At 64.0% G+C, this 14,674-nt stretch carries 14 protein-coding genes; 8 read left to right on the top strand and 6 right to left on the bottom strand.

Annotated features, from left to right (window positions below; genetic code table 11):
• Window positions 1–59 precede the first annotated feature (59 nt).
• Complete coding sequence (locus NLM15_RS29060; RefSeq protein ID WP_254121139.1) at window positions 60–1,274, bottom strand: NADP-dependent isocitrate dehydrogenase; 1,215 nt, start codon at window positions 1,272–1,274, stop codon at window positions 60–62.
• A gap of 339 nt (window positions 1,275–1,613) precedes the next feature.
• On the opposite strand from NLM15_RS29060, the gene NLM15_RS29055 reads away from it, so the two are divergent.
• The gene (locus NLM15_RS29055; protein WP_254121138.1) at window positions 1,614–2,813 is read left to right on the top strand and encodes a TrmJ/YjtD family RNA methyltransferase; all 1,200 of its coding nucleotides are present in this window, start codon (window positions 1,614–1,616) and stop codon (window positions 2,811–2,813) included.
• A gap of 98 nt (window positions 2,814–2,911) precedes the next feature.
• Window positions 2,912–4,681 (top strand): tetratricopeptide repeat protein, encoded by a 1,770-nt coding sequence (locus tag NLM15_RS29050; RefSeq protein ID WP_254121128.1) that lies wholly within the window; start codon window positions 2,912–2,914, stop codon window positions 4,679–4,681.
• A 151-nt stretch (window positions 4,682–4,832) separates the two neighbouring features.
• Here the strand turns inward: NLM15_RS29050 and NLM15_RS29045 are convergent, their stop codons facing one another.
• The 4 genes from NLM15_RS29045 to mddA form a co-directional block, all read right to left on the bottom strand.
• A complete protein-coding gene (locus NLM15_RS29045; RefSeq protein ID WP_254121126.1) occupies window positions 4,833–6,041 on the bottom strand; it encodes a GGDEF domain-containing protein in 1,209 nt (402 codons plus the stop codon).
• Window positions 6,042–6,336: 295 nt separating this feature from the next.
• Window positions 6,337–7,086 (bottom strand): PaaI family thioesterase, encoded by a 750-nt coding sequence (locus NLM15_RS29040; protein ID WP_254121124.1) that lies wholly within the window; start codon window positions 7,084–7,086, stop codon window positions 6,337–6,339.
• A gap of 33 nt (window positions 7,087–7,119) precedes the next feature.
• Entirely contained in the window at window positions 7,120–8,097 is a 978-nt protein-coding gene (locus NLM15_RS29035; RefSeq protein WP_254121122.1) for an NADPH:quinone oxidoreductase family protein, read from the bottom strand.
• On the bottom strand, window positions 8,094–8,864 hold the full coding sequence (gene mddA / locus NLM15_RS29030) for a methanethiol S-methyltransferase (RefSeq protein ID WP_254121120.1): 771 nt from the start codon (window positions 8,862–8,864) through the stop codon (window positions 8,094–8,096). The genes NLM15_RS29035 and mddA overlap by 4 nt, the downstream gene beginning before the upstream one ends.
• A gap of 148 nt (window positions 8,865–9,012) precedes the next feature.
• Between mddA and NLM15_RS29025 the strand changes: the two genes are divergently transcribed.
• Both NLM15_RS29025 and cynS read left to right on the top strand, forming a co-directional pair.
• The gene (locus NLM15_RS29025) at window positions 9,013–10,581 is read left to right on the top strand and encodes an alpha/beta fold hydrolase (RefSeq protein WP_254121118.1); all 1,569 of its coding nucleotides are present in this window, start codon (window positions 9,013–9,015) and stop codon (window positions 10,579–10,581) included.
• Window positions 10,582–10,671: 90 nt separating this feature from the next.
• The gene (gene cynS, locus NLM15_RS29020; RefSeq protein WP_145628604.1) at window positions 10,672–11,160 is read left to right on the top strand and encodes a cyanase; all 489 of its coding nucleotides are present in this window, start codon (window positions 10,672–10,674) and stop codon (window positions 11,158–11,160) included.
• Between the two features lie 68 nt (window positions 11,161–11,228).
• On the opposite strand, the gene NLM15_RS29015 is transcribed toward cynS, so the two are convergent.
• On the bottom strand, window positions 11,229–11,552 hold the full coding sequence (locus tag NLM15_RS29015; protein ID WP_254121112.1) for a DUF1476 domain-containing protein: 324 nt from the start codon (window positions 11,550–11,552) through the stop codon (window positions 11,229–11,231).
• 318 nt (window positions 11,553–11,870) lie between these two features.
• Here NLM15_RS29015 and purC point away from each other — a divergent pair, with 318 nt between their 5' ends.
• From purC to NLM15_RS28995, 4 genes are read left to right on the top strand one after another with little or no spacing between them, the layout of a single operon-like run.
• Window positions 11,871–12,638 (top strand): phosphoribosylaminoimidazolesuccinocarboxamide synthase, encoded by a 768-nt coding sequence (gene purC / locus NLM15_RS29010; protein ID WP_172782948.1) that lies wholly within the window; start codon window positions 11,871–11,873, stop codon window positions 12,636–12,638.
• A gap of 13 nt (window positions 12,639–12,651) precedes the next feature.
• Window positions 12,652–12,891, top strand: coding sequence for a phosphoribosylformylglycinamidine synthase subunit PurS (gene purS / locus NLM15_RS29005; protein WP_015685059.1), 240 nt, complete (start codon window positions 12,652–12,654; stop codon window positions 12,889–12,891).
• Window positions 12,891–13,592 (top strand): phosphoribosylformylglycinamidine synthase subunit PurQ, encoded by a 702-nt coding sequence (purQ, locus tag NLM15_RS29000; protein WP_254121110.1) that lies wholly within the window; start codon window positions 12,891–12,893, stop codon window positions 13,590–13,592. The genes purS and purQ overlap by 1 nt, the downstream gene beginning before the upstream one ends.
• Window positions 13,589–14,563: a tripartite tricarboxylate transporter substrate binding protein BugD gene (locus tag NLM15_RS28995; RefSeq protein ID WP_254121108.1), complete on the top strand. Its 975-nt coding sequence runs from the start codon at window positions 13,589–13,591 to the stop codon at window positions 14,561–14,563. The genes purQ and NLM15_RS28995 overlap by 4 nt, the downstream gene beginning before the upstream one ends.
• Window positions 14,564–14,674 lie beyond the last annotated feature (111 nt).

Genomic DNA, 14,674 nt, shown 5'->3' with positions numbered 1-14,674 from the left:
GCTTTTGGCGCGGCCCCTGATGATGTCTGGCCCAGTCGGGCGAAATTGCGGATGGCAGCTCAGGCCGCCAGCGCCTTCGTCAGGTTCTCCGAGACCTTGTCGAGGAAGCCGGTGGTCGAGAGCCAGCGCTGGTCGGCGCCGACCAGCAGCGCGAGGTCCTTGGTCATGTAGCCGGCCTCGACGGTGTCGACGCAGACCTTCTCCAGGGTTGCCGCGAACTTGGCGAGCTCGGCATTGTTGTCGAGCTTGGCGCGGTGCGACAGGCCACGGGTCCAGGCGAAGATCGACGCGATCGAGTTGGTCGAGGTCTCCTTGCCCTTCTGGTGCTCGCGGTAGTGGCGGGTCACCGTGCCGTGGGCGGCTTCGGCCTCGACGGTCTTGCCGTCGGGGGTGAGCAGTACCGAAGTCATCAGGCCGAGCGAGCCGTAGCCCTGCGCGACCGTGTCGGACTGCACGTCGCCGTCGTAGTTCTTACAGGCCCAGACATAGCCGCCGGACCATTTCAGGGCCGAGGCCACCATGTCGTCGATCAGGCGGTGCTCGTAGGTCAGGCCCTTGGCGTCGAATTCCTTCTTGAATTCGCGGTCGAAGACGTCCTGGAAGATGTCCTTGAAGCGACCGTCATAGACCTTCATGATCGTATTCTTGGTCGAGAGATAGACCGGGTAGTTGCGCAGCAGGCCGTAGTTCAACGAAGCGCGGGCGAAGTCGATGATGGAGTCGTCGAGATTGTACATCTGCATCGCGACGCCGGAGCCCGGGGTCTTGAACACTTCCTTCTCGATGACGGTGCCGTCCTCGCCGACGAACTTCATCGTCAGCGTGCCCTTGCCGGGGAACTTGATGTCGGTGGCGCGGTACTGGTCGCCATAGGCGTGGCGGCCGATGATGATCGGCTTGGTCCAGCCGGGAACCAGGCGCGGCACGTTCTTGCAGATGATCGGCTCGCGGAAGATCACGCCGCCGAGGATATTGCGGATGGTGCCGTTCGGCGACTTCCACATCTGCTTGAGGTTGAACTCCTTCACCCGGGCCTCGTCCGGGGTGATGGTGGCGCACTTGACGCCGACGCCGACCTTCTTGATGGCTTCGGCGGCGTCGATCGTGACCTGATCGTTGGTGTGGTCGCGGTACTCCATGCCCAGGTCGAAATACAGCAGCTCGACATCGAGGTACGGGTTGATCAGCTTGTCCTTGATGTACTGCCAGATGATCCGGGTCATCTCGTCGCCATCGAGTTCGACGACGGGTTGGGACACCTTGATTTTTGCCATGATCGGGAAAGCCTTCTTGGGAACGGCGCCGCCGGCGCCAAATTGAATATCCGCCGCCTCTTAGCACCTGACCGCGGCGGGTGAAAGCCAAGTGATTATGCACTTTTAGCTCATCCAGCTTCCACAGATGGGGGGCGGGATGGGGCCCGGCCGGAGGGGCGGACGTCAAGTTTCAGACGAGATTCAAAAACCGAATCTAACCCCGTTATTTTCCTTGAGAATTCTGTCAGGACAGGCAAACGACAGGCGAACCGGCAAAGTCGGCCCCTTGGCCGCTTTGAATCATTTCCTAAGAAGGCCCTGCCAAGGCCTTGAGAACCAGTGTGAAAGCGAAGCGAGATGTCGGGGACTGACAAGAGCAAGGCGGGCCTTTCCCTCGACGGTCCCATCGTGATCCTGGTCGAGCCGCAGCTCGGCGAGAATATCGGCATGGCCGCGCGCGCCATGGGCAATTTCGCGCTTGGCGCCTTGCGCATCGTCAACCCCCGCGACGGCTGGCCGAATATCGCCGCCCAGCGCGCCGCGGCCGGTGCCGACCATATTCTGGAAAAGGTCGAATTGTTCGACACGGTCGAGCAGGCGGTCGCCGACCTCGACCTGCTGTTCGCCACCACCGCTCGCCCCCACGACCAGGCCAAGCCCGTGGTCGGGCCGGAGGCCGCCGCCAGCGAGATCGCCGGGCACGTCGCGACCGGCGGCAAGGCGGGCATCCTGTTCGGCCGGGAGCGCTGGGGTCTGACCAACGAGGAGGTCGGGCTCTCCAACCGCATCATCACCTTCCCGGTCAATCCGGGCTTTGCTTCGCTGAACCTCGCCCAGGCCGTGCTGCTGGTCGGCTACGAATGGTTCAAGCGCGCGACCTCGGGCGAGCTGCCGCACGCCATGCCGGAGCGCTCCGAGCGCGCCTCGCAGCACCAGATGCAGGCCTTCTTCGACAACCTCATCCGCGAGCTCGACCGGGTCGAATTCCTGCGCCCGGCCGAGAAGCGCGACACCATGCTGGTGAACCTGCGCAACATCTTCAGCCGGATGGAGCCGACCAAGCAGGACATGCACACCCTGCACGGGGTGGTCATGGCGATCGCGGAGGGGCGCAAGGGCCCGGCCAAGGGCGGTGTGCTCGACGGCGAGCAGGCCACGCGCCTTCGCGCGCTCCTGGCCGAGCACGGACAGGGCGGCGGCGTGCCCGACAGCGGCTCCACGGTGCGCGGCCTCGCGCGCCTGCTCCGCCGCAACCCGACCGATGCCGAACGCCTGCTCTGGCACGCGCTCACGCGCGACCGCCGCTTTGCCGGCCAGTTCAAGCGCCAGACCCCTGTGGGTCGCCACATCCCGGACTTCGTTTCTTTCCCGCACCGGATCGCGATCGAGCTGGTCAATCCGGGTGAGGGCGAGACCATCGCCGCCGACCGCGCGTCGCGGCGGGCGTGGCTGGAGGCGCGGGATTATCGCGTGATCGACATTCGCGCGTCGGATGTGGAGCGCGATCTCGAGGCGGAGCTGGTGCGGCTACAGGGGATGGTGGAGCAGGCGACGTAGCCTCGGGCGCGTCGCGGTTCTTGAGCGCCGCAACCAAGGGCTGTGCAAGAGTGCCGTTGGTTGATAATGTGGTCCCTGGGAATTGACTTGGGGACTGCATGTTTGGAATGACAGGCCGCGCACTCGTGTATGCGGCAGCAGGCGCGAGCGCTTTTGCACTGACGACCTTGCTCGAAGTGTCAGGCGCCCGCGCGGAAATGCCCTTGACCGCCAAGTGCAACGCGGTCGGAAATTTCAGTGTCGATGACCGCATCGCCGGCTGCACCGCTATCATCCAGGCGCCGACGGGCATGCAGCAAGGCGTGATCATGGCGCGCTTCCGCCGCGCCATGTTCTACCGCCAGAAGGGCGAGATCGACCTTGCGATCGTCGACTACAGCCAGATCATCGAGCACGATCCGGGCAATCTGAACGCCCGTATCGCGAGGGCTTCTGCGTTTATCCAAAAGCGAGAGCCCGAGGCCGCGCTGCCAGACTACGCCAAGGTGATTGAGCTCGATCCGAAGAGTACCTACGCATATCTAGGGCGCGCCCAAATCTACGGGGAGAGGCGCGACTTCGTCCGCGCCATCGTCAACTACGATCAGGCCCTTCTGATCCATCCGGATAATCTCAAAGCGCGTGTCGAGCGAGGTCTTGCTTACATCGGCAATGGGGATTTGGTCCGTGCCATGGCCGACTGTGACCGAGCGGTTGGGATCAGCCCGCAAGACGGCGGTGGCCAGTTGTGCCGCGTCCGGGTTTACTTGGCCAAGGGTGACAGAGAGAGGGCATTGGCCGAACTCGATCAAACCATCCAGATCAAATCAAGGAACGAGTCATTCTACTACTTTCGAGCCGAATCCTTGGTTCAGCTGGGCGAGTTCGACCGCGCTATCGCTGACTATGACGAGATCATTCGGCTGACCCCCAAGAATCAGCGCGCATACTACAGCCGCGGAGTTGCGTACGTGAAAAAAGGCGATCTCGATCGGGCCATTGCCGACTATACCAAGGCGATCGAGTTCAAGCCCGATCCGTCCCAGAGTAAGGGTAGCACAGAAGCTCATTACCGGGGCCGAGAGCCAGATCCCGCCTCGTCCAATCAGCAGCTCGGTTCGACGTACAAAGCCGCTTATCTGGCGCGCGGAGCAGCGCAGAGCAGGAAGGGCAATACCGATAGCGCAATCTCGGATTATGGGCAGGCAATACAGATCGATCCGACCTATCGGGCTGCGTTTGTCTACCGTGCGGCTGAATACAGGGCCAAGCGTGATCTCACGTTGGCGATGGCCGATTGCGACCGCGCGGCGTTGCTCGAACCCAGAGACGAATACGCCCTCATTTGTCGCGGCATGACCTATCTTGCGATGGGCGATCCGCAGCAAGCTATCGCGGCATGCGACCGTGCCATCGAGCTCACCCCGAAAACGGCAGAATCCTACCGTTCGTGCGTCATGGCACATCTCCAGGCTGGCTCGCCCGTACAAGCGGTTACCTATCTCGACCGGTTGAAGGAGCTTGATCCCAAGGATTCCTACAACGCGATATGGCGCGAGATCGCGGGCTGGCGCAGCAACACGCCGAGTATTCTGTCGGATGCGATTGCCAGGCTCGACATGACCAAATGGCCTGCGCCTGTCATTCAATTCTTGCTGGGGACGACGACAGCTGACGAATTGCTGCGCGCAGCCGACGATCCCGATCCGCGGAAGAAGAAGGGCCAGGTGTGCGAGGCGAATTTCTTCACCGCCGAACTGAATTTGCAGCGCGGCGCGAAGGAGGAGGCTCGGCGGCTTTTTGCTCTCGCGCTTGCCGACTGCCCGCCGACCTTCGTGGAAACACAGGCGGCTGCGGCCGAGCTCAAGGCGTTAGGCGTCAATCCCTGACGGGATAACCGCGTATCGCCTTGGTGCACAAAGCGACTTGTCCGCCATAGCTCAAAGAGCGAAGGCGGAAGCGTACCCACCATTGCGCATCGAGCCAACGGAGAGATGGTGGGCACGGCGCTTTGCACCTTTGCCCGCCTACGAACTTGCGTCAGGCAGCGCCTGCGACCGGGCCTTTCTGACTGCTCTGCTGGAGGCGACGCAGCGCGGCGAGGTTGGTCTCGACCGAGGCGAGGCAGCAACGCGACTTGCCGCTCGACTTCGCTTCGTAGAGCGCGGCATCGGCGACTGCGAGCAATTCGTCGACCTCGGCGCCATGATCCGGCGACATCGCAATGCCGACGCTGGCGCCGACACTGGCGCGCACCTCGCCGCCCAGCTCATAGGAGACGGCAACCTCGCGGATGAGACGGTATCCGGTTTCCTGCGCCATTTCGGCGGTAACGCCGTCGACGAGCACGACGAATTCGTCGCCGCCCATCCGGGCGACCACCGCGCCGTCCGGCAGCGCCCGGCGGACGCGCCCGGCCACCGCTTTCAGCACCTCGTCACCTGCCGCATGTCCGAACGTGTCGTTGATCGGCTTGAAATTGTCGAGATCGAAGAACATCACCGCGAACCGCCGTTCGGCATGAACCAGGAGTCGCGCACTGAGCGCCTCGACGAAGCCCGCGCGATTGAGCAGGCCCGTGAGGGCGTCATGATGGGCGCGATGGCTGTTCTCGCGTTCGGCACGCATGGTGGTGACCAGCATCCGGTTGAGGCGGAAGGCAGCGGCCGTCATTGCGGCCAGATACATCGGCACCTGCAGGTAGACGATGTAGAACAGCGGTTCGGCCGAGAGCGCAGCGCCCGGGACGATCGGACCGAGGCTCAGCAGGATCATGGTCCCGGCCAGCCGCGGCGCGCCGAAATTGCGGAAGCAGATGCCGCCGACCATCGCTGCCGCCGACAGGGTCGCCAGCATGGCGACGACCCAGTCGCCGCTGGCGAGGCTGACAATGACGCCAAATCCGACGCTGGCGCTCCAGGCGATCGCGAGCAGGAGATGAAGGTCGGTCGGCGTCGGGCGATGGGCACGTGCCCTGCGCTGCGCGAGAACCAGCACAATCAGGCGGGCCAGGCAGATCGCGATCTCCATGACCAGCCAGGCCATGAACGGTGCAGTCTGCTTCCGGGCCGCGATCACGGCGGCGACGGCAATGGTGTTGACGGCGCCCGCGGCAAAAACCGGCAGCGATCCATAGAGCTGCGCAATGAGTGCTGCGCGGATGTCGTCGGGCACGCTGGGCCCCGGCTCGGCCAGCCAGCGCGTCAGGCGCCAGCGCGGCGCACTGTAGAGTCCCTTGTCCGATTGCATGGCAGAGCGTCCCCGTATTCCGGGCGCCAACAACGATGACCGCTCCTAACAGCCTTTTAAGGCGGTTGTCGAATGCTTGCCGTGCTTGACGCAAGGTAAACCGCCGCCAGCGCGGCCGTGCTGGTGCAGGCGAATGCGGATCGATGCAGGATGGCGAGGATCACTGATCGAACGCTCCGTAAGTTGGGTTGGCCGAAGGCGCAACCCACCAACTTCGTCCTGCGTTTGCTGAAGCATGTAGATTACGCCGGCGGACTACGCTTCGCGCAGCCGCGGGCTAATCAACCCTAAGCACCTATCGCCCGAGCTGCACGTCGCGTTCGACGGCAATCCATGTTGTCCTCGCCACCGCCAGCAACTTCCCGGCTTCATCATGGGCCGCAGCGTCCGCGGTGCGCTTGCGGCCGTCGCGGCCGGTGGGCCAGGCCGTGATGATGCAGCGGTCGCCGGGGCGCGGGCGGGCCTCGATCCGTGCCGACATCCGGCCGAGCAGGAGGGGCGTCTTGTCGTAGGTGCCGGCCTGCGGATTGCAATTGCAGGCAAAGCCGGTGGGACAATCGAGTGCCGACCAGAGGAATTCGGGAGCGACCAGGCCGTCCTCGGCGGCCAGGTTCGCATCCGGTATCCAGCTCGCTGCGAGAACGGGAGTCTGTGCATGACGGCTGAGCGGCCCGGCGAAGATACGCAGGCCGTCGCCTTGTGCCCTTGCGGGGCCACATACGAAACAGTTCGGCAGCGGATGCTCGTGCGGCTCGAACAGCGCCAGCAATTCGGCCGCGCGGGCCTTCTCGAAGCTGGCTGTCTCCACGCGTGCAAGCTCGACGCTCGTCGCACGTCCGGTCGCGACGACTTTTGTGCCGTCGCGAAGCTCCCATGTCGCGTCGTTCGTCGCCACAGCATCGAGCGGCGTGCGCAGGGGAGGCGGTGCGCGCAGCGTCACTTCCGCAGCCCCAGGAATATGCCGGGCCAGCCGGCCGCAGACGTAACCGCCGTTGCCGGAGTTCGGAGGACCGCAAAAGCGCTTGTCGATGATGATCTCTGTCATCGGTCTCTTTTCTCCTGCCGTCGGCAGCTCATCTTACCTGATTTTGAGGACAATTCTTCCCTGAACCGTCCGATTGGCTACCGCGTGCATGGCGTCGCCGGCCTCCTCCAAAGGGAGGACGCGATCGATATGCGGACGGATTTTTCCGTCGGCCAGCCATTGCACCAGCTTGTCATTCATGCGCGCGGCCTCCGCGGAGAATTTCTCCGCCCAGGCGCCGGCGAACACGCCCAGGATGGAATAGTTCTTCAGAAGCGGCAGGTTCATCGGGATCTGTGGAATTTCGCCGCTGGTGAAGCCGATCGGCATCAGCCGTCCGCCCCATGTCATCAGCCGGGCCATCTGCTCGAAAATCGCGCCGCCGACATTGTCGAAGCCGATATCGATGCCTTCTCCTGACGTGATCGACTTGATCCGGTCGCGCAGATCTTCGCTGCGATAGTTGACGACATCGCTGGCCCCGTAACTCCTCACCAGGGCAACCTTGTCGTGGGAGCCGACGCCGGCAACGACGCGCAGGCCGAGATGGCGACCGAGATCGACGGCGGCAAGGCCAACCCCGCCGGCAGCGCCGGTGACGAACAGCGTTTCGCCGCGCTGCGCCCGTGCCCGCTCCACCAGCGCATAACAAGCCGTGCCGTAATTGTGCAGCACCGTCGCCGCGGCTTCGAACGCGACGCCGTCGGGCAGCCGCACGCTCTTCGATTCCTTGGCAATCATCCGTTCGGCGTAGCCGCCGGTCCATGCGCTGCACGCGACGCGATCGCCGGGTGCGAATGTCGTGACCTTGTCGCCGACCGCGACGACGACACCGGAGGCTTCCGTGCCGGGCACGAACGGCGTCGGCGGCCGCATCTGGTAGAGGCCGGAGACCAGCAACTGGTCCATGAAGCTGACCGAGGCCGCATGGACGTCGACGAGAATCTCGTCGCCGGCCGGTTTGGGCTCGTCGATCTCGCCGAGGCGCAGGTCTTTCGGCCCGGTGAACGCGCTGCAGAGGATCGCTCTCATCGTGGTGCTCCAGCAGGCCGGCGACCTTCCGTCTCGCGACGACCGAAAAGACGCGGCACCAGCATGGGAACGCGCCGGCGATAGTCCTGGTAGGTCGCGCCGAATTCGGCGATCAGATCACGCTCCTCGAGCTGGAGCCCGACCAGGATGTACGCCGTGTTCGCCATCGCGAACAGCAGATGGCCTGATGTCATCTCGGGCGTGGCCCAGAACGCGAGCAGAAAGCCCAGCATGAGCGGGTGCCGCACGATCTTGTAGAGCAGCGGCGTCCTGAAGGACTGGCCTGATATCCCGGCTCCGCGCAGCGCGACAAAAGCCTGGCGCAGGCCGAACAGATCGAAATGGTCGATCATGGTGGTCGAGGCAAACGCGGTCAGCCAGCCGAGCCAATGCATGAAGATCAGCAACCAGGCCGCAATTCCGCTGGTCTGCCAGACCGGTGCCGGGATCGGGCGCCACTGCCAGAACAGCAACAGCAGGATCAGGCTGGAGAGCAGCACATAGGTGCTGCGCTCGCAGGCCACGGGAAGGATTTTGCCCCACCATCGCTTGAAGGCCGGGCGCGCCATGACGCTGTGCTGGACGGCGAACAGGCCCAGCAGCAGCAGGTTGACGACGATGGCCTCGCTCAAACTGGTTTGGCTGCCGACGTCGATCGACTTCGGCACGACATAATTGCCGACGAAACCGAGCGCATAGAGAAATGAAATCGTGAATACGGCATAGCTTACGATGGCGTAGAGCAGGATTGCGAGGCGCGCGACCATGGTTTTTCCTATTGTGCCTGATACGGCGGTGCCGCATGCAGGAGCCTGAATCGCTCGATGGCTGTCAGGCTCGATCTCGCCCGACCGTTACCGCCGGACCGTCCCCCGTGCGTCCCCCGGGGGACGCCGGCCGGGGAGGGAGGATCTCATGACGGCTTTCTCGCTTGGCACGTTCGGGTTCCCCGAGGTCCACGCTGACGGCCGCCCGATCAAGCTGAACCTGCGCAAGGGCCTTGCGCTGCTGGTCTATCTCGCAGAGGCCAAGGGCGCCGTCGCGCGCGACGTCATCGCCACGCTGCTGTGGCCCGAAACGTCCCGCGGGACCGGTCTCGCTCGATTGCGGCGGCTGCTTCACCGTGTCGAGCTCACGCTCGGCCAGTCGGTTTTCGAGACCGACCGCACCAGCGTGCGATGGTCTCCCGAGGTCGCGTTGAAGCTCGACTCGCAACTGTTCGAGAGCGCCTGCGACCGCGGCGCGTTTGAAGAGGCCTGTCGGATTTACCGGAGTGACTTCCTCGCAGGCTTCGCTCCGGAGGACTGTCCTGAATTCGACGATTGGGCGTTCTTTCGCCGGGAGGCGCTGCGGGGGCGGCTCATGCATGCCTTGGAGCGTCTCGTGCAGGACAGGAATGCCGCCGGCGATCATTTTGCCGCCATCCTGTATGCGGGACGTCTGGTCGAGCTCGATCCGCTCAGCGAAGTCTATGGCCGGCATCTGATCCGCAGCCTGCTGCTGGCCGGCGATCGCAGCGCGGCGGAGCGGCAACACGCAGCGCTCACACAGCGGCTGCGCGACGAGCTTGGCGTTGCGCCGGAAGCCGAGACGGAAGCGCTCATGGCTCCTGCGGCGGCGCCGCTGCGCGATGCAGTGCCGGCAACACGCTACGTGAAGGGCGCCGGCGTGCATCTGGCGTATCAGACCTATGGAAGCGGCGCGCTCGATATCCTGGTCATGCCCGGCTTCGTCTCGCATGTGGAACGCGCCTGGGAGCATCCGGCGAGCCGGACGTTTCTGGCCTCATTGACGAGGCTTGGACGCCTGATCGTTTTCGATCGCCGCGGCATCGGCCTGTCCGACCGGGTCGGGTCGGCTCCTGATATCGACGTCACCGCGGAGGATATCGGCACCGTGCTGCGCGCGGCGGACTCGCGCCGCGTCGTGTTGTTTGGCGCATCCGAATGCGGGCCGGCCTGCGTTAAATTTGCGGTCGATGAATCCAGCCGCGTCGCCGGGCTCATTCTGTTCGGCGCACTGGCAAAAGGCTGCTGGTCGGAGGACTACCCGCACGCGTTGCGCGCCAGCCAGTATGACGCCTGGAGGAAGCATCTCATCGCGCAATGGGGCGGCCCGGTCGGGATCGAAGCTTTTGCGCCGAGCCTTGCCAATGATCCGCAGGCGCGCGCCTGGTGGGCGGGGCTATTGCGCGCGGCCTCCAGTCCCGGCGGCATCTCGGCCGTGCTGGAGGCGTTTCGCGACGCCGATGTGCGGCACCTTCTGCCGCGCATTGCCGTGCCGACATTGGTGCTGCACCGGCGGGACGACAAAGCCGTGCGCATTGCCGCGGGCCGCGATGTCGCGAGCCGCATCACCGGTGCAGAATTCGTCGAGCTCGACGGCAATGATCACTGGTTCTTTGCCGGCGATCAGCAGCCGGTGCTCGATGCGATCAAGCGATTTACGGAGGCTTTGCCACGTGGAGCGAGGGCGCGGGCCTAGAAACCCCAGCCTCTTTTATTGGCACGTTTCGTGCCTCCCAAAGCGGCACGAAACGATGCGCCACAATGTCTAGCCAAGGGAGACCCTGACATGAAACGCGAAGACCTCACCGAAAAGCTGCTCGACATCAAGCGCGAGAAGGGCTGGAGCTGGAAACACATCTGCGAGAAGATCGGCGGCTATTCGGAAGTGCTGATCGTCGGCGCGATCATGGGCCAGATGAAGCTGACGAAACCGCAGGCCGCCAATGCAGGCGAACTGTTCGGCCTGTCGAAGGCCGAGACCGCGATGCTCAACGAGGTGCCGATGCGCGGCACCGGCACGCCGATGCCGCCGACCGATCCGCTGATCTATCGCTTCTACGAGATGGTGATGGTGAACGGCCCGGCGTGGAAGGCGCTGATCGAGGAGGAATTCGGCGACGGCATCATGTCGGCGATCGATTTCGACATGGGAATCGAGCGCGTCGCCAATCCGAAGGGTGACCGCGTCAAGATCACGATGTCGGGCAAATTCCTGCCGTACAAATATTACGGCGCCAGCGGCAACGTGCCGGAGTACGGCTTCAAGGAGGAGTGATCTGGGCGAATGGCGGATTGCGAGTAGCGAACAGGGCTCGGTTCGCTACTCGCCACTTCCCTGTCCGCCTATTTCCCCGCCTTCACCTCGGCCGCCGCCACAGCGATCAATTCGCTCATCTTGGCGCGAATCGCCTGCTCGGTGACGGCCACGTTCTTGGCGGCGAAATCGGCCATGACCTTGCGCAGCACGTCGGCATCGCCGGCTTCCTCGAAATCGGCGGCGACCACCTCCTTGGCATAGGCGGTGGCGGCATCGCCGGTGATGCCGAGCTTCTCGGCTGCCCAAAGCCCGAGCAGCCGGTTGCGGCGGGCTTCCGCCTTGAATTTCTGCTCCTCGTCGAGGGCAAATTTCTTTTCGAAGCCTTCTTCGCGTTTGTCCAACGTGCTCATGCCTTTTCCAATTCCCTCTGACTGGACCCGGCGGCCCTCGTTGCGAGGGCCCCGGCGCATGCCTAGATAGGGGGCACGAATCGGCAAAACAACGAGCCGTTAAGCCGCAGGCAAGACGGTATAAGTTGATGCCGGACGGCCGGATCGATTGTGCTGGGACAGCCAATCGGATAGGTTGCCTGAAGGCTAGGTTCCCGTTCTGTTTCCAATGGTTCCAGATGGGGTTCCCGGCCGTTCACGGCAGCTCCGCTGTGGGTCGTAACCTGGTAACCGGAGCACACCAAATACATGGATTTCAACAAAACACGGTACATCCCCATGAGCCGTCGGCGTCGTATTTATGAAGGCAAGGCAAAGGTTCTTTACGAAGGCCCGGAGCCCGGCACCCTGATCCAGCACTTCAAGGATGACGCCACCGCGTTCAATGCGAAAAAGCATCAGGTGATCGAGGGCAAGGGTGTCCTCAACAACCGGATCTCGGAGTACCTGTTTCAGCACCTCAACGACATCGGGGTGCCGACCCATTTCATCCGCCGCCTCAACATGCGCGAACAGTTGATTCGCGAGGTCGAGATCGTGCCGCTCGAGGTGGTGGTGCGGAACGTTGCCGCCGGCTCGCTGTCGCAGCGCCTCGGCATCGAGGAGGGCACGCAGCTGCCCCGTTCGATCATCGAATTCTATTACAAGAACGACCAGCTCAACGACCCCATGGTGTCGGAAGAGCACATCACCGCCTTCGGCTGGGCCACGCCCCAGGAGATCGACGACATCATGGCGCTCGCCATCCGCGTCAACGATTTCCTCACCGGCCTCTTCCTCGGCATCGGTATCCGCCTCGTCGACTTCAAGATGGAATGCGGCCGCCTGTTCGAGAACGAGATGATGCGGATCATCGTCGCCGACGAGATCTCGCCGGACAGCTGCCGTCTGTGGGACATCAAGTCGAACGAGAAGCTCGACAAGGACCGTTTCCGCCGCGACCTCGGTGGCCTGCTCGAGGCCTATACCGAAGTCGCCAAGCGCCTCGGCATCCTCATGGAGAACGAGCGTCCGCAGGGCACTGGCCCGGTGCTGGTGAAGAGCTGAAGAGGATTTTGACGTGAAGGCACGTGTCACCGTTACCCTGAAGACGGGCATCCTCGATCCGCAAGGCAAGGCCATCGAAGGCGCGCTGAAGTCGCTCGGCGTCGACGGCGTCGCCAGCGTCCGCCAGGGCAAGGTGTTCGACATCGAGCTCGCCGGCGCCGACAAGGCCAAGGCCGAAGCGGCGCTCAAGGATGCCGCCGACAAGCTGCTCGCCAACACCGTGATCGAGAACTATCGGGTCGAGCTGCTCTGATGAAAGCCGCCATCCTCGTCTTCCCCGGAATCAACCGCGAGCGCGACATGGCGCGCGCGCTGAAGCTCATCTCGGGCCATGAGCCCGCGATGGTCTGGCACGCCGAGACATCGCTGCCTGCGGGCACCGATCTCGTGGTGGTGCCGGGCGGCTTCTCCTACGGCGACTATCTTCGCTGTGGGGCGATTGCGGCGCGGTCGCCGGTGATGGACGCGGTGCGCGACTATGCGGCCAAGGGCGGTCTCGTCCTCGGCGTCTGCAACGGTTTCCAGATCCTCTGCGAATCCGGCCTGCTGCCCGGCGTCTTGATGCGCAATGAGCGGCTGAAATTCATCTGCCACGACGTGCATCTGCGCGTCGAGCGCTCCGACACGCCGTTCACCCGCGGCTACAATGCCGGGCAGGTGATCCGCGTTCCCGTCGCACATGGCGAGGGCAATTACGAGGCGGACGAGGAGACCATCAAGCGGCTCGAAGGCGAGGGGCGGGTGCTCTATCGCTACTGCTCCGCCGACGGCGTGGTCGATGAGGCGCATAACATCAACGGCGCGGCGCATTCCATCGCCGGCATCGTCAACGACAAGGGCAACGTGCTCGGCATGATGCCCCATCCGGAAAACCACGTCGAAGACATCATGGGCTGCACCGACGGCCGTGGCCTGTTCGCCGGCCTCACCGCGCATCTGGAAAAGGCCGCGTGATCCCGTTCCTGCTGAAGCGCGCGCTCGCCGCGGTCGCGGTCATTGCGTTCGCGACTGCCGCGTTCGCGCAGGATTTTCCCAAGCGCCCGATCACGATGATCGTGCCGTTCGCGGCCGGCGGCACCTCGGACGTGATCGCGCGCACGGTTGCCGAGCAGATGGGCATCGCGCTCGGCCAGACCATCGTGATCGAGAACGTCGCCGGCGCCGGCGGCTCGACCGCGCTGGCGCGCGCCTCCCGCGCGGAGCCCGATGGCTACACCATCGCGATCGGCAATGCCGGCACCAATGCCGCGACCTACACGATCTATCCAAAGCTGCCGTTCACGCCGGACTCCTTCGTGCCGATCGGGATGGTTGCGAAGACATTCGGCATCATCGCGCTGCGCAAGGATTTCCCGGCGAAGGACCTCAAAGAGTTCATCGCCTACGCCAAGGCCAACCCGGGCAAGATCAATCTCGGCCATGCCGGCGTCGGCTCGTCGAATTACCTCATTTGCAAGAGCTTTGTGACCGCCGCCGGCATCGATGCGACGCTGGTCGGCTATCGCGGCGCCGCGCCTGCGCTGACCGACGCGGTCGGCAGCCAGATCGACGGCGTCTGCGACGCCGCCGCCTCGGTCTCGCAGTCGATCAACGAGAAGCTGGTGAAGGGCCTCGTGGTCGGCTCGACCGTGCGGCTTGCGACGCTGCCCGATCTGCCGACGTCTGCCGAGGCCGGCCTGCCGGATTTCGAGGCGCAGGGCTGGAACGGCCTGTTCGCGCCCAAGGGCACGCCACCGGCCGTCATCGCCAAGCTGAATGCCGCCGCGCGGACGGCGGTGGAAACCGACGCGGTGAAGAAGCGCTTCGCCGATCTGTCGACCGTTGCGCCCGATCCCGACGAGCATACGCCCGACGTGCTGCAAAAGCTCGTGACACGCGACGTCGAAAAATACCGGAAGATGCTGGCGGACGACGCCAAGCAATAGCAGCTTTGGCTGCGATTTCATGAACCTCGATAGCATTTGAAGCGACTGACTCCTCGCCGTCATCAAGGCGCGCGGGTCCGGGGTCGCCGATTTCTGTCGATGTAGACAACT

It is taken from the genome of Bradyrhizobium sp. CCGB20 (assembly GCF_024199855.1).
Classification (GTDB): domain Bacteria; phylum Pseudomonadota; class Alphaproteobacteria; order Rhizobiales; family Xanthobacteraceae; genus Bradyrhizobium.
Note: the sequence above shows the minus strand (reverse complement) of the source record. Positions and strands in the feature narration are given on the sequence as shown.

Excerpts from the sequence above, each read along its gene's own strand:
- NLM15_RS29060 (WP_254121139.1), bottom strand. The coding sequence starts at position 1,274 with ATGGCAAAAATCAAGGTGTCCCAACCCGTCGTCGAACTCGATGGCGAC.
- NLM15_RS29055 (WP_254121138.1), top strand. The coding sequence starts at position 1,614 with ATGTCGGGGACTGACAAGAGCAAGGCGGGCCTTTCCCTCGACGGTCCC.
- NLM15_RS29050 (WP_254121128.1), top strand. The coding sequence starts at position 2,912 with ATGTTTGGAATGACAGGCCGCGCACTCGTGTATGCGGCAGCAGGCGCG.
- NLM15_RS29045 (WP_254121126.1), bottom strand. The coding sequence starts at position 6,041 with ATGCAATCGGACAAGGGACTCTACAGTGCGCCGCGCTGGCGCCTGACG.
- NLM15_RS29040 (WP_254121124.1), bottom strand. The coding sequence starts at position 7,086 with ATGACAGAGATCATCATCGACAAGCGCTTTTGCGGTCCTCCGAACTCC.
- NLM15_RS29035 (WP_254121122.1), bottom strand. The coding sequence starts at position 8,097 with ATGAGAGCGATCCTCTGCAGCGCGTTCACCGGGCCGAAAGACCTGCGC.
- mddA (WP_254121120.1), bottom strand. The coding sequence starts at position 8,864 with ATGGTCGCGCGCCTCGCAATCCTGCTCTACGCCATCGTAAGCTATGCC.
- NLM15_RS29025 (WP_254121118.1), top strand. The coding sequence starts at position 9,013 with ATGACGGCTTTCTCGCTTGGCACGTTCGGGTTCCCCGAGGTCCACGCT.
- cynS (WP_145628604.1), top strand. The coding sequence starts at position 10,672 with ATGAAACGCGAAGACCTCACCGAAAAGCTGCTCGACATCAAGCGCGAG.
- NLM15_RS29015 (WP_254121112.1), bottom strand. The coding sequence starts at position 11,552 with ATGAGCACGTTGGACAAACGCGAAGAAGGCTTCGAAAAGAAATTTGCC.
- purC (WP_172782948.1), top strand. The coding sequence starts at position 11,871 with ATGAGCCGTCGGCGTCGTATTTATGAAGGCAAGGCAAAGGTTCTTTAC.
- purQ (WP_254121110.1), top strand. The coding sequence starts at position 12,891 with ATGAAAGCCGCCATCCTCGTCTTCCCCGGAATCAACCGCGAGCGCGAC.